This is a genomic window from Candidatus Nanosynbacter sp. TM7-008 (assembly GCF_022828245.2).
GTDB lineage: Bacteria > Patescibacteriota > Saccharimonadia > Saccharimonadales > Saccharimonadaceae > Nanosynbacter.
The window spans coordinates 331,205-344,121 of sequence record NZ_CP157587.1; the positions used below are offsets into that span (position 1 = coordinate 331,205).

At 44.3% G+C, this 12,917-nt stretch carries 14 protein-coding genes; 1 reads left to right on the forward strand and 13 read right to left on the reverse strand.

Going from position 1 to position 12,917, the window contains the following annotated elements:
- Positions 1 to 31 precede the first annotated feature (31 nt).
- The 3 genes from cysS to LRM48_RS01750 form a co-directional block, all read right to left on the reverse strand.
- Positions 32 to 1,465 carry a cysteine--tRNA ligase gene (gene cysS, locus LRM48_RS01740; RefSeq protein WP_129744350.1) on the reverse strand — a complete coding sequence of 478 codons (1,434 nt, stop codon included), beginning with the start codon at positions 1,463 to 1,465 and terminating at the stop codon, positions 32 to 34.
- A gap of 144 nt (positions 1,466 to 1,609) precedes the next feature.
- Positions 1,610 to 2,161, reverse strand: a complete 552-nt coding sequence (locus LRM48_RS01745; RefSeq protein WP_243812428.1) for a hypothetical protein — start codon at positions 2,159 to 2,161, stop codon at positions 1,610 to 1,612.
- Between the two features lie 216 nt (positions 2,162 to 2,377).
- The gene (locus LRM48_RS01750) at positions 2,378 to 3,358 is read right to left on the reverse strand and encodes a DHH family phosphoesterase (RefSeq protein WP_243812427.1); all 981 of its coding nucleotides are present in this window, start codon (positions 3,356 to 3,358) and stop codon (positions 2,378 to 2,380) included.
- A 210-nt stretch (positions 3,359 to 3,568) separates the two neighbouring features.
- Between LRM48_RS01750 and LRM48_RS01755 the strand changes: the two genes are divergently transcribed.
- Positions 3,569 to 4,750, forward strand: coding sequence for a PKD domain-containing protein (locus LRM48_RS01755; RefSeq protein ID WP_243812426.1), 1,182 nt, complete (start codon positions 3,569 to 3,571; stop codon positions 4,748 to 4,750).
- Positions 4,751 to 4,823: 73 nt separating this feature from the next.
- Here LRM48_RS01755 and recR read toward each other — a convergent pair whose 3' ends face one another.
- The 10 genes from recR to LRM48_RS01805 all read right to left on the reverse strand — a co-directional run bounded on the left by recR (position 4,824) and on the right by LRM48_RS01805 (position 12,780).
- The gene (gene recR, locus LRM48_RS01760) at positions 4,824 to 5,441 is read right to left on the reverse strand and encodes a recombination mediator RecR (RefSeq protein WP_243812425.1); all 618 of its coding nucleotides are present in this window, start codon (positions 5,439 to 5,441) and stop codon (positions 4,824 to 4,826) included.
- Positions 5,442 to 5,445: 4 nt separating this feature from the next.
- A complete protein-coding gene (locus LRM48_RS01765) occupies positions 5,446 to 5,736 on the reverse strand; it encodes a YbaB/EbfC family nucleoid-associated protein (RefSeq protein ID WP_129635271.1) in 291 nt (96 codons plus the stop codon).
- Between the two features lie 32 nt (positions 5,737 to 5,768).
- Positions 5,769 to 7,229, reverse strand: coding sequence for an ArnT family glycosyltransferase (locus LRM48_RS01770; RefSeq protein WP_243812424.1), 1,461 nt, complete (start codon positions 7,227 to 7,229; stop codon positions 5,769 to 5,771).
- 21 nt (positions 7,230 to 7,250) lie between these two features.
- Complete coding sequence (dnaB, locus tag LRM48_RS01775) at positions 7,251 to 8,603, reverse strand: replicative DNA helicase (protein ID WP_243812423.1); 1,353 nt, start codon at positions 8,601 to 8,603, stop codon at positions 7,251 to 7,253.
- The gene (gene dnaX / locus LRM48_RS01780; RefSeq protein ID WP_243812422.1) at positions 8,603 to 10,051 is read right to left on the reverse strand and encodes a DNA polymerase III subunit gamma/tau; all 1,449 of its coding nucleotides are present in this window, start codon (positions 10,049 to 10,051) and stop codon (positions 8,603 to 8,605) included. The genes dnaB and dnaX overlap by 1 nt, the downstream gene beginning before the upstream one ends.
- A gap of 46 nt (positions 10,052 to 10,097) precedes the next feature.
- Positions 10,098 to 10,490, reverse strand: a complete 393-nt coding sequence (locus tag LRM48_RS01785) for a hypothetical protein (protein ID WP_243812421.1) — start codon at positions 10,488 to 10,490, stop codon at positions 10,098 to 10,100.
- 16 nt (positions 10,491 to 10,506) lie between these two features.
- Positions 10,507 to 10,842 (reverse strand): hypothetical protein, encoded by a 336-nt coding sequence (locus LRM48_RS01790; protein ID WP_129744992.1) that lies wholly within the window; start codon positions 10,840 to 10,842, stop codon positions 10,507 to 10,509.
- Positions 10,843 to 10,923: 81 nt separating this feature from the next.
- A complete protein-coding gene (locus LRM48_RS01795) occupies positions 10,924 to 11,196 on the reverse strand; it encodes a hypothetical protein (RefSeq protein WP_243812420.1) in 273 nt (90 codons plus the stop codon).
- 187 nt (positions 11,197 to 11,383) lie between these two features.
- Positions 11,384 to 12,259: a DUF2797 domain-containing protein gene (locus LRM48_RS01800; protein ID WP_243812419.1), complete on the reverse strand. Its 876-nt coding sequence runs from the start codon at positions 12,257 to 12,259 to the stop codon at positions 11,384 to 11,386.
- Between the two features lie 5 nt (positions 12,260 to 12,264).
- Positions 12,265 to 12,780 carry a hypothetical protein gene (locus tag LRM48_RS01805; RefSeq protein ID WP_129744342.1) on the reverse strand — a complete coding sequence of 172 codons (516 nt, stop codon included), beginning with the start codon at positions 12,778 to 12,780 and terminating at the stop codon, positions 12,265 to 12,267.
- Between the last annotated feature and the right edge of the window lie 137 nt (positions 12,781 to 12,917).

Below are 12,917 nucleotides of genomic sequence, written 5' to 3' on the forward strand. Positions count from 1 at the left end.
AGAAAAAATATAGCCCGTTGAATCCAGCGGGCTATTTCCATGTCCAAACACTGCCGCTTGGCGTATCACGAACAGCAACGCCAGCCTGAAGAAGTTTATCGCGAATTCTGTCGGATTCTTCCCAATTTTTCTCTGCGCGCGCTTGACGTCGCTGGATAATCAACCTCTTCAAATCATCAGTAATATCAGGCGTAGACTCAGCCAAGTCTAGCCCTAAAATCTCGTCAATCTCATCAATAAATTGCACCAAGCTCTGTTGATGAATCTTATCAAGCGGCGTATGATCCAACTTTGAGAATACTTCATCAATCAACGCCAGTGCGCCTGGAGTATCCAAATCGTCATTCAATTTCTCGACCAACGCCTGACGTCCCGCTAGCAACGAAACCGAATCGTCCTGCTCGTCCTTATCATCGTCATCTTCCAGTGTGTCGTGAGTCTGATGTCTCAGAACCGCGTAATCCCGCCAATGATTCAATCGTGCCTGCGCTGCTTCCAGAATTTCCCAGGTAAAATTGCCCTCCGTTTGATAATGTTTGCTGAGAATCGCCAGCTTAAACGCCATCGGACTAAACCCTAGCGAAATAATATCTTCCAGCGTAATAATATTACCCAGTGATTTACTCATCTTCCGGCCGTCGACTTTTATGTGATTATTATGTAGCCAAATCTGAGAAAATTGTTTTCCAGTCAGACTTTCGCTCTGGGCAATTTCATTCGTGTGATGAACTGGAATATGATCAATCCCGCCTGCGTGAATATCGATGGAGTCGCCGAGCGTTTCACGGGCAATTGTCGAACATTCCAAATGCCATCCAGGAAAACCGACTCCCCACGGACTATCCCATTCCATATCGCGTTTGGCGTCTTTTGGTGAAAACTTCCACACGGCGAAGTCGGTAATATTGCGCTTTCCTTTAACGCTCACTCTGGCGCCAGCCTCCAGCCCAGCTACGTTCAGCCGCGCTAATTTACCGTAATCCTTCAAAAGCGACGTATCAAAATACATGCCGTCGCCGTCGATTTTATATAAAAATCCTTTTTCGTCCAGTCCTTTTGCGAAGTCAATCTGCTGCTGAATATAATCCGTCGCCCGCACCAAGTAATCTGGTTTTATCAATTTCAGTACGTCGTAGGCTTCATGATTTGCAACGGAAATATATCTTTCCGCCACATCCCAGGCAGTCTTCCCTTCACGGCGCGCACCTTTTTCCATTTTGTCCTCGCCGTTATCGTCATCGCTGGTCAAATGTCCAACATCAGTGATGTTTTGCGTTCGAATAACGGGAATATCTTGCCAGCGTAGCAATCGCACCAACACATCCCAGTAAATATAGCCAACCCAATTGCCGATGTGCGGTTGCGAATAAACTGTTAGACCACAGGTGTAAAATTTGACCGTTTCTCCGTCAAGCGGCGTCAGTTCATCTTTCCGTCTAGTGAGCGTGTTATAGAGCTTTATCATTAGTTCTATTGTACGGCACTCTGGTCAGTTTTTCAAAATTGGTATAAAAAACAGCCCCATTCGGGACCTAATAATTTCCAAGGAATAGCGACAAGCAGCCTTTATAAAAAAGAACAACTTGTCGCTATTGTGGGCCAGGCTCTCTCAGCTGGCATCTGGTCTTAAGCTGTCTGCCATCACGAGGAGAGTATTTCTGAAGTCCTGCACCCTCAGCGCATAGCTAGTGCTATTCAGCGCATAGTGCCATACAGCGTTGACGTAAGCAAAGAAGTAAAGCGGAGCAATACTTATACAGTGTTCCTTTTTTACTCTTTCGGCTTCAGTATGGACTGCGAGTAGGGAGAGATCTCCAACAATCATATTGCTGAGCCTATCCGCTACAGCAGACAGGTTTCTCGTAGAAACTCTCTCGTTATCTTTCGAGAGTTGCCGATCTGTGCGTCCATAGGACGCAATGGTGATTATGCATTCGTCGACAGAGTTTAGTACATCTAGTAGCCTCTGAGATTCATAGCCATAAGCGTCCCTAAAGGCCTTGACTAATTCCTTTCGGAAATTAGTGATAGCCTCTAGCATTTCCCAATTCTCTTGATCTACGTGGATCGTGAGCAGGCGTCGGCTTGGGCTCTCGGCTGGGTTGTCTAGAATCAGGATATTTCCCCTGCACTCACCCGTTCGAGCATCGATGAGTTTCATCGTTCTCCCTTTCTTCTCATCCCCACGTGAATGTGGTTGAGTGTTGTTCTTTTCAACACAGGATGAGATTCCATTCCTCTTTATATTTTCTCCTCAAAAAAGGAATAAAACCTCATCCCGTGCTAGGCTGCTTGTCAAGGTTCGCTTTCGGATAAGGATTTACTCGTCAACAAAAGCTGTATTCATTTATATCACTAATAGAATAAAATGTCAATACTATTCTGCTTCTCGTAGAGCCTTATCCGTCGCCGTAACTAATTCCCTTACGATTTCGTCATAGCTTTCATATACGCGGAATCCTGCCGCGTACGGATGACCGCCGCCACCGAAGTATCCAGCTACGGTGTCAGCAATTGGTAAATTACCTCGCAGCCGCGCAGTCAATTTGCCGTCAGGGTAAGTCTTAATAACGCAACTAAGCGCCACGCCTTCAACCAGCCTCAACTCGTCACCAATCAACGCGCCAGGATTATAAGCGTCGCTGTAGGCTTGGATTTCCTCAAACGGCACGTGTACTAGCGCCAATTGTCCGTCTAATAAATATTCGATTCGCTCGATCAATTTTCCCTTGTACGTCAAAATTTCTGGCGATTTTTTCATAAATTCGCGTCGTCGCTCTTCAATTTCCGCGTTGGAAGCGCCCAGTTCTGTAAGTTCTCCCGCCGTATGGAAAGTCTGAGCCGTAGTGTTTTGCGTAGTAAGTCCCAGGCTATCGCTCATAATAGCTATCAATAAATCTTCGGCAGCCTGAGGGTTTATCTTCCAGTCGGAATGCTTGAACAGTTTGTACAGTAATTCCCCGGTCGCCACGACGGTTTCTGATAACATAATATGATCAAAGCTGAGCGTTGATTCGGCTGTGTGATGATCGATAACCAGAGTCGGGTGCGTTTCCAGAAAATGCCGCGCTCCAGGAGTTTCCAGTACCTTACTGAGAAGCACATCCGCGCTTGTATCGACAATTATCGCGGCGTCGGCTTGAAACGGAAAGTCGTTCTGTACTCGATCCCAACCGTGAATATAATGAAGATATTTCGGTATATCTACTGGACAATATAAAGTAACAGTCTTCCCTAGATCGCTTAAGACTTCTTCCAGTGCCAAGCTTGAACCCAGGCTGTCGCCGTCGGGATTTTCGGCTTGAATAATAACTATATTGTTTGCGGATTGAATGAATTGTTTAGCTGTATCTAGCATATTATTTATTATAACAAATGATTTTTACTCTAATATATAATATATATTGTTTTTAATTACATAAGTGGTATAATATGTGATGGACTATTAAAAATACTGCGCAATCGAAAAAACATAAACATTTTTATAAATTATTATTGACAAAATATAAAGATTGTGCTAGTATGAGGACATAAAGCCTGAAGATAGGGCTGGAAAAGAGGAGTTTTTATGAACAAATTTAAGAAAATCGGCATTGCTATCTCTCTGGGATTTGCTATGCTCGGTGGAATCTGGTTGGCATCACCTTCACAGGCTGCCGGCTGTAACAAATTTAACGTTGTATACTGTGGTACGCATTCTATGTCGGAATTGCAAACAGCATACAGCCGTACAGAAATTAAAGAACTATATAAAGAGTGGTACGTTACTGAAACTATGGTTCAGGGCGGATCAAATATGCGCGAAGGTGTAGTTGACGCAAATGGTAATATTACAGTTGACGGTCGTGTTGTAGCTACAAACGCTATAACCGTACAATCTAAAGCTGGTACTCGTCAGCCTCAGCCACAACGTAGCTACAAGACCTCAAACGGATATACTTACTATCAATACACAACTGGTCAGAGCTTTGTTGACGGACCTAAGAGCTACAATATTTACGCATGGTTTGACAATAACGGCTCATTTATCACTGGTGTGATTAAAGACTGCGGTAACCCAGTTTGGGGTAACCCAACAACACCTCCAGCAAAGCCTGCTCTAACATGTGACGCTTTGCAAGTAACTGAGATTTCTCGAAACACCTTTAAATTCAGCGTTAAGGCAACTGCCAAGGGTGGCGCATCTATCACCAGCTACACATACAACTTCGGTGATAACAACATCAAGACAACTAACTCATCAGAAATTCAATACACTTACGCAAAAGAAGGTAACTACACAGTTACTATTACTGTAAACGGTAAAGAAACTGGTGAAGTTAAGAGGCAAAACCCTAACTGCCAAAAAACTATTACAGTTAAGCCAGAACCAAAGATGATCGTTTGTGTAATTGAAGAAGGTGGCAAGAAGTACACTAAGGAGATTAAGAAGGAAGAGTTTAACGAAAAGATTCACAAGACCAACTTGGATGAATGTAAGGAAACTCCTGCTAAGATCACAGTCTGTGTAATTGAAGAAGGTGGCAAGAAGTACACTAAGGAGATTAAGAAGGAAGAGTTTAACGAAAAGATTCACAAGACCAACTTGGACGAATGTAAGGAAACTCCTACACCAAACACTCCTTCAACACCAACACCTAGCCCAGAATTGCCAAAGACTGGTGCAAGTGACGCGATCATGTCAGCACTAGGCCTAGGTGGGCTAACTACAGCTACTATCGCTTACATCGCTAGCCGCCGCCAAATGTAATCAGGTGCTAAGCTAGCAACGAAATACCCGCCGAGATGGCGGGTATTTTTTATTGGTGATGAAGCTGTTGAGTTTATAATTGTTTTCGACCTTCCAACGCGTGAGTTAGTGTAATTTGGTCTGCGTACTCAAGGTCAACGCCGACTGGAATACCTCTAGCCAAGCGTGTGATAGTCGTATTCAATCCAGCTTCTTGGATGTAGCGCTGCAAGAATAGCGCGGTCGACTCGCCCTCAACTGAAGCGTTCGTAGCAATAATAATCTCCTGAACGTCGTCAGTTTTTATACGCTCAATTAGCTCTGGGATGTGTAATTGTTCTGGTCCGATATTGTCAATTGGTGAGATAACGCCGCCCAGCACGTGGTACGTACCCAGGAACTGCCCTGTTCTTTCTATAGCAATGATATCTAGCGGCTCCTCGACTACACAAACTACTCTTTTATTCCTGTTCGAATCTGCGTATAAAGGCGATACGTCGTCATCTGAGTCGATCAACGCAAATGTCTTCGGGCAGGTTTTTACTCGGTCGTGCAATTGATCTAGTGAATGCGCTAATTGCTTTGCGGATTTGGGATTACGGCGTAAAACCGCGTAGGCATATCTTTCAGCCGTACGCGGTCCAACTCCAGGTAAATTACCAAAATCATCAATTAAAGCAGTTAGAGCTTTTGGTAAAATGTCGATTGACATGACTTTAGAATGGCAAGTTGCCCAAGCCGCCCATCAATGGCTTCATAGTTTCAGCAGCGACTTCCTGAGCCTTTGTCATACCGTCGCGAACTGCGATTTCGATCCAGTGTTCCAACTCTTCGATATTCTCCAAGTCAACCATTTCCGGGTCAATCTTTACAGACTTGATCTTTAATTCGCCAGTGATTTGTACGATCACAGCGCCATCGCCAGCCTCAACTTCGATGATTTCTTTGCCCAATTGTTTCTGTGCTTTGCGTAATTGTTGCAGCATTTTTACCTGATCAAACGCCATATTCCTCCTTATTTAACATTTATAATTATACCCTATTTGCGGTCGGATGTGTAGATATAGAAGCGGTCACCGTCTTTATGGTCATTGACAATTACTGACGACAAGTGTCCAGAGTAAGTCTGCGGAATTTGAGACTTTACGCTGTGGCTAACGTATAAAGTCTGTCCGACATTTGCTGGCGCTGTGTGGATAATTGATATCTGGTGATAGTTGTGTTTTTTAAGCGCTTCGTAAATCGGTGATTCTTCTTTGCTGACCAATAATGAGAATGAATCGGTCGGCGCAGTATTCTTGCGGAGCAGAGACAAATCTTTATTGAAGCGTGAAGCTGCTTCTGGGAAATAGCGATAACTGTCAATGTAGCGGAAGCTGCCGCCCGCCACCATAACGATGATTAACATTGATATGAGAACCAGTCCTGTGCCGCGAGCGTATGGGTTGCGCGGGAAAAGTCCGTACCACATGTTCATTAGGGATTCCAATCCGACCGCCAAGAGGATAAATAGCGGGATGATGATTATTGGGGTGAGGCTTGGCTGGAAGATGAGCAGCGCCAATGCTAAGATTAGCCACGACCAAATCATAAACGAGCGGGCGCTGGAGATTTTTTGGAAGCTGCGAAATAGTCCTAGTCCAATCAACACCATTGCGTTGATGTCCATAATTGGTGTGATTTGATTCCCTACGACTGATGGGAAAATGCGAATGTATGTGTAATATAAAGTCCTGAGGTTTGCAACGATATCAAAACTTAGGCTGTTGATGCCGATGAGGTTGTAAAATAGCGCGTGGGATTTATAGCAAAGAAAACTAATCGCACAACCAATCGCGAATAAAATGGCGGACGGCACAATCCAAGACTTACGGTGTTTTCGAGAGATGAGGAAATAGCGTGGGTGTGGATGCAGGAGGGCGATGATTAGAAGTCCCAGATTGATATACCAAAAATACGGAGTGAAGAGGCTGAGTGCCGTGGTGATGGCTAAGCTGATTCGCCAAATGGAGGCGTTCTGGGCTTTCTGGAGAATCAATGTAGCAAAAAGCAAAGTTAGCGCGGTGTAAAAGATGTATAAAATGCCAACAGTTGCGCTTTGACCGATGAATAAGAATTGTCCAGTCGTTGCCATGATTAATAGCGATAGAATTGTCGTGGACGGCTTAAACCAGCGTTTTAAGAGGAAGAAAATGGCGACGGAGCTGGCGATTGAAAGGATTACGGCGGGCGCTTTAATTGTTAATAAACTGACGCCGAATAGCTTAAAGAATAGCAATTGAAGAAGGTGAAATGGCAGATTTGTGACGGCCACTCCTTCGATGCTAAAGTTCAAGTGATTTGTCGTATTGACCATGTCGATTTCTGCTTGCGACAAACCTCCCGGCACGTGCAACGCGGAAATTATAATAGCCCCCACGTATAATAACGCCAATAGCGTATAGCCGAAAATGTAGCGCCATCGGTAAAGGAATATATCGGTAACTTTTTGCTTTTTCATTGGTATGATTATAACACAATTCTATTCATGCTTGCGATCCAGACTCATAAAGCGTAGGCGCTCTGGGTGAAAGTATAATTGGACTTTACCGACCGGACCGTTACGGTGCTTAGCGATGATTAAGTCTGTAATATTCTGTACTTCTGGATTGTCTGGCTCGTAATATCCAGGGCGATAAATAAAGCTCACGATGTCGGCGTCCTGCTCAATGGAACCGGATTCGCGCAGATCGGCTAGTTGTGGAATTGGCGGCGTGCGAGATTCGACAGAACGGCTTAACTGACTCAGGGCAATTAGCGGCACATTCAATTCGCGAGCAATAAGCTTCAGTCCGCGTGAAATTTCCGAAACTTCCTGAACGCGGTTCCCGTTGTGGTTTCCGTTGGCCTGCATAAGCTGCAAATAGTCGACGATGATTAATCCCAATGGATTCTCGTGGGCAATTCGACGCGCTTTAGTTCGCATTTCCAAAACTGATAATCCCGGCGTGTCATCGATATAAATCGGCGCCTCAGCCATTTCTCCCATAGCCTCAGACAGCTTCGCAAAATCTTCATCGCTCAGGTTTCCAGTGCGAATATTCCAGCTATCAACTCCCGACGCATCCGCCAGCATACGGTCGACCAATTGTTCCTTACTCATCTCTAGGCTGAAAAATAGGACGGGATTTTTATCAATCGTTGCCACGTTATAAGCCAAGTTCGTCACCAACGTCGTTTTACCCATGGCTGGACGCGCCGCCAGAATGATCAAGTCTGATTTTTGCAAGCCAGCGGTCATATTGTCCAGATCACGATAGCCAGTACGAACTCCCCTGAGAGAACCTTTATTCTTACTAAGCTCTTCAATTCGGTCAAAACTATCCGTCAGAATACTTTCCAGGCTGACCAAATCTTGCTTGGTTGATTGGTCTGACACGCTGAAAAGTTCAGCTTCGGCCTTCTCTAATAACTCCTGCGTGGTCGTCGATTCGTCATAGCCAAGCTCGGAAATATCGCCACTCGCTTTTATCAGACGCCTGCGAACCGCTGCTTGCGCGATCATCTCCGCGTAAGCCGATGCGTGCGCTGCCGTTGGGACGTAGTTTGTTAGTTCTGTCAGATATGCCGAGCCGCCAACTAATTCCAGCTCGTCCTTTCGTTTTAATTCGTCGGTTAAGGTCAATAGATCGACAGGCTTATGTTTTTCAAATAGTCGCATCATTCCGGCAAAAATCAATCCGTGATTCTTGTCGTAAAAATCGCTAGGGTGAGTAATTTCTGCGGCGTCCGCCAAAACTTCCTCGTCAATTAAAACCGCCCCAAGCAAACTCTTTTCCGCGTCCAAATTTTGTGGCGGTATCTTCCCTTTTACTTCTTCGTTCTTATCTGCCATTAAATATCCTCCAGCTTAACTTCTTCGCCGCCACCCATTAATTCTGCAATTTCCGCCAATTTTTCGTCCTCTGGCGGCTTCTTCTCTCCAATTATATCAATTTCCAAATCCATCGCGGTTTCTTCTGAGATAATTTCTGAGATCAATGGTTTGTTTTTCGCGTCATCCAACTTTTTCTTATAAAACGCGGAACCTGCGTAAATTGTCAATTTTTCACCATCAAACGACCACTGGCTTTTCTGTAATAATGACGCCAGTCCGAGGGATTTCTCCTTCGCTCTTTCAATGACTTTTTCCCAATTTAGCTCTAGCGGAGCGTCGGTTTTCTTTGGTTTTATGGCGGGTTTTTTTGCTGGCTCGGCTGGTTTTTCTTCTTTTTCAATCGGCTTTTCTGTCGGTTTGGCTGGCTCCGCGGATTTAATTGACGTTGGTTTTTCGGCGGGTTTTTGGGTCGTGGCTTGAGCTATATTTTTCTTTGTCGCAATTGGCTTTTCTGTCGGCTGAGAATTGCTATTCATAAATATCGTCAATAATTTCAAGTCTGGGTGCGGATGCCTATCAACCTCAATCAATTGCTGAACCAGCCCAACGAGGTTTGGATTTTTTTGTAACCTATTGCGAGCAATTGACAATAATTGATGCGACACAACAACTGAATTTGCGCCGCTATTTTCTAATTCCTGGAAGATGTTTAAGACTTTCTCATTGTCGTCGGATGGATATGAATCCAACAAATTGCCAAGCATCGTCGCGTCGCTCAGCCCCAAATATTCGGTAACCATATTCGCCGTCAGTGGCTGGTCTGATGTTGCTAAAATCGACAATTGGTCAAGTGTGCTAATGCCGTCACGGAATCCGCCACGAGAACGTTCAGCGATTAATCTGGCGGCGTCCTCTTCAATTGCGAATCCCTCTTGCTTCGCTATATTCATTAACTGGCGCGTCATAATTTCCGTCGGAATTGGGCGGAAGAAAAATTGTTGCACACGGCTAAGAATGGTGGCTGGAAGTTTGTCAGCATCAGTTGTAGCTAAGATAAACACCACGTGCTCTGGCGGTTCTTCCAGGGTTTTTAATAGCGCGTTAAATGCTGATTTTGACAGCATGTGAACTTCGTCGATGATATAAACTTTTTTTGGCGCAGAAACAGGCGCGACTTGAGCTTTTTCCCTTAAAGCGCGAATGTCGTCGACGCCGTTATTACTGGCTGCGTCAATTTCAATAATATCCAAGTTTGAAGAGTCATCATCATATGGCAAGTGGTTAATCTCGTGCGCCAGAATTCGCGCCACCGATGTTTTTCCCACGCCACGCGGTCCAGTCAACAAGTACGCATGAGCAATTTTTCCCTGCTCTAACGCTCGACGTAAAATACTAGTCACGTGATCTTGACCTAAAACTTCATCCAAACTGCGACTACGATATTTACGATATAGCGCCTGACTCATCCCCTCATGCTCCTCATGAGATAATTATAGCAGAAAACGGCATTTTTTATGGATAGCGCAGATCGATTTTGTGTTTTGTTTCGGCGACATAAAAACGGTAGTAACTATTAGGGTCTGACACGGTTGGATCTTCAAGTATCTCGTCATTTTCTTTTATCCCAATATATTCATCGTTACTATACGGTTTGATGAGCTTAGTAAACTCAAACGCATATTCACCAGAAATATTCTTTAACTCTTGACTTTGATCTATTGGGTCAGCATAGTCGGTCATAACTAGTATAAGAAAGTATCCGCCCTTACCGCCGAATAGATGAAAAGTCGTATCTGGACTAAGCGGTATCAGTGGTGCGAATTGTCGAACATAACCCAATTTTTTCAGAATTGGAAATGCTTCAAAAACTACAGACGGAAATACAAAATTTGAGTAATTGTTCATATCTATAGGTGATAATTTATTCGCCAAATTTATTTTTACCGTATTCGATAAATTGATCAATAGGTTTAGCAAACTCGGCGGCCCAGCCGTCATCTTCTTTCTTTCTCTTTGCGTTGGCTAGGACTGTTCCTATATATTCTTGTAACGACATACCGAGGCCGTCCGCACCCTCTTCTCCATTATCGCGCAGCCGTACGCACAACATACCAAAAATTGCCAATGCTATATCATTGGCACGTGTTAAAATCTTAACATTATCAAGATTTTCATCGGCAAGCTGCTTGACTGTTTTAATAAGTTCCCAATCAGATTGGGTGTACGACTCAAAATCTTTTTCTGTCCATTCTGACATAGTGAATCCTCTAGGTAAGTGAGTAGTTTTATATCATACTCAGGATAAGACATTTTTCAGGTCATGTCCAGGACGATGGGTCTAGTGGCCAGGGCCGGTGGTGTACTGGCCGCGGTTGGTGCCGTTGTTGTTGGATCCGTTGCCAGACCCGTAGTGGTCGTGGTTGTCGCTCTCGAGGAACGAGTAGTGCGTCGCACCGTCGGCGAGACCACCGCCGATGCCCATACCGCCGCTGCGGTCGCCATCTCCGATGAGGGTGTGTCCCTCCTTCGGACCGCTACCGAACGACATGGTGATGGGGTTGCCCTCAGAGTCGCAGCCGCCCATCGGCTCGCTCCACCAGTTCTTTCCCATGATAACTCCTTCTGGAGTCGGGCAGAGAAAATAAATCCTCCGCAAAACGGTGCGTCGATTTGACGCAAGCTAACACACGTTGTGAAAGCTAATATATATCAATAATAGAATAAAATGTCAAGCAATTTTGTCAAAAATATATCACAATAATAATGTCATCTCTGTCAAAAAGGAGATTTTGTGTCTTTTAAAATAACGTTAATTGCTCGGTTGGTAAGTCCAGCTCAATTTCTCTGTCAACTTTTTGCGCCCGATAGCCAATAAGCTTTTTGATATTGTAAGCCAGCAGCTGACCGTCGTAATCAGTAATGACAATTGAGCCGATGACGCTGCGTACACGCCCGACCAATTGACTGTAATTCTTCATTAAAACGACACGTGACAAATCAACGCCAGCGGTTTGAAAATAATCTTCACAAGGAATTAGCTCGGATTTCGGAAACGACACGTCAATTTTCTGCTCAATTTCAAGCAATTTTTGTCGCAATTTCCTTTCGCCGGCTGCACGGTCAAAAGGTTGTTTTATCGATTCCATCTTTTTGTGAACTGGCAGAGTTTCAACTATTCCGTCCAGCTTGGAAATTTTCGCCTCGTATTGTCTGGCGATCAATGCCGAAGAAAACGTCTCTAATTTTATGGCCAATCGCGCTCCCTGCTCCAATAATCTCCGAATTCCACGCTCTTCTTGCGAGATTCCGACTTTTATGACGTTTGGTGCGAAGTACGCCAAGTAAACAAAGTGCGGATTTTGATTGATTTTTTCTTGTTGGACGGAAACCGAACTGGCGTTGTAAAATGCTGGATTAAAGCCGGTTTTGTCGCGGCATTTTAGACAATTTTCATACTTTTCATCAACCGTGGCGTGGTCTGGGCAGATTTGGCTACAGCGATTCTCAAAATCCACCCAACCTGTGCAATATTTGACAGAAAAATCAAACTCAAGAGACAAATCTTGTCCGAACAATTCATGGCGCTCAATTTTATCACCAACTTGACATTCGACGAATGGCTTATTGTCAGCGTTAAAACTGGCGTAACTGAGCAAAAACTCGCTCGGCAGCATAATATTTACAATGCAGCTTCGACTGCAGCCCAAGTTGCGTCAGGATTGTCTTCAGGGATGATGATTGTAACTTGGTCGCCGACGTTAATTCGGAAGTAAGTTACGCTAGCAAGCAAAATACGATATTCGCGGCCGGAAGCCTCGACGTAGTAAATTCCGTCGTGCTGGACGAGCGTTCCGATAATCTGCTTTCGCGGCACAGGACCGATTTGCTTATAGATAAAGCTGCCATCTTCAGCGATTGTCAATTTCATCAAGTCGCCTTCAACCAACTTTGACTTTGAAGCGTAGTTGGCTGGGATTGGGTAATTTTTGCCATCAGGACTGAGCATCATTTGTCCGTCAAATACGCCTTCGATAATCTTTCCCGCTACGTTATCTGACGAAGTTTTTGGCGTAACAACTTGACCATCATCGCCAATAATACTAATCAATAATTCTTTTGCGGCAGCTAAATTGGTTTCCGCCTCTTGAATAAGTGTCCTCAGACGCTTAATTTGCTTTTCTGGTAATTCAGACATGGTTCTCGCAATTCCTTTGTCTATTTTTTATAATACTTAACTAATATATAGCATATCCTTACATTTATATCAAGTCGCGTTATCTATTTTTATCCAATTTTCCACAGCGCTATAAGATATGAATAAAAAAGTGTTGC

Excerpts from the sequence above, each read along its gene's own strand:
- LRM48_RS01750 (WP_243812427.1), bottom strand. The coding sequence starts at position 3,358 with ATGCTAGATACAGCTAAACAATTCATTCAATCCGCAAACAATATAGTT.
- LRM48_RS01790 (WP_129744992.1), bottom strand. The coding sequence starts at position 10,842 with ATGTCAGAATGGACAGAAAAAGATTTTGAGTCGTACACCCAATCTGAT.
- dnaB (WP_243812423.1), bottom strand. The coding sequence starts at position 8,603 with ATGGCAGATAAGAACGAAGAAGTAAAAGGGAAGATACCGCCACAAAAT.
- LRM48_RS01800 (WP_243812419.1), bottom strand. The coding sequence starts at position 12,259 with ATGCTGCCGAGCGAGTTTTTGCTCAGTTACGCCAGTTTTAACGCTGAC.
- LRM48_RS01770 (WP_243812424.1), bottom strand. The coding sequence starts at position 7,229 with ATGAAAAAGCAAAAAGTTACCGATATATTCCTTTACCGATGGCGCTAC.
- LRM48_RS01795 (WP_243812420.1), bottom strand. The coding sequence starts at position 11,196 with ATGGGAAAGAACTGGTGGAGCGAGCCGATGGGCGGCTGCGACTCTGAG.
- LRM48_RS01745 (WP_243812428.1), bottom strand. The coding sequence starts at position 2,161 with ATGAAACTCATCGATGCTCGAACGGGTGAGTGCAGGGGAAATATCCTG.
- LRM48_RS01805 (WP_129744342.1), bottom strand. The coding sequence starts at position 12,780 with ATGTCTGAATTACCAGAAAAGCAAATTAAGCGTCTGAGGACACTTATT.
- LRM48_RS01765 (WP_129635271.1), bottom strand. The coding sequence starts at position 5,736 with ATGGCGTTTGATCAGGTAAAAATGCTGCAACAATTACGCAAAGCACAG.
- cysS (WP_129744350.1), bottom strand. The coding sequence starts at position 1,465 with ATGATAAAGCTCTATAACACGCTCACTAGACGGAAAGATGAACTGACG.
- LRM48_RS01785 (WP_243812421.1), bottom strand. The coding sequence starts at position 10,490 with ATGAACAATTACTCAAATTTTGTATTTCCGTCTGTAGTTTTTGAAGCA.
- recR (WP_243812425.1), bottom strand. The coding sequence starts at position 5,441 with ATGTCAATCGACATTTTACCAAAAGCTCTAACTGCTTTAATTGATGAT.
- dnaX (WP_243812422.1), bottom strand. The coding sequence starts at position 10,051 with ATGAGTCAGGCGCTATATCGTAAATATCGTAGTCGCAGTTTGGATGAA.
- LRM48_RS01755 (WP_243812426.1), top strand. The coding sequence starts at position 3,569 with ATGAACAAATTTAAGAAAATCGGCATTGCTATCTCTCTGGGATTTGCT.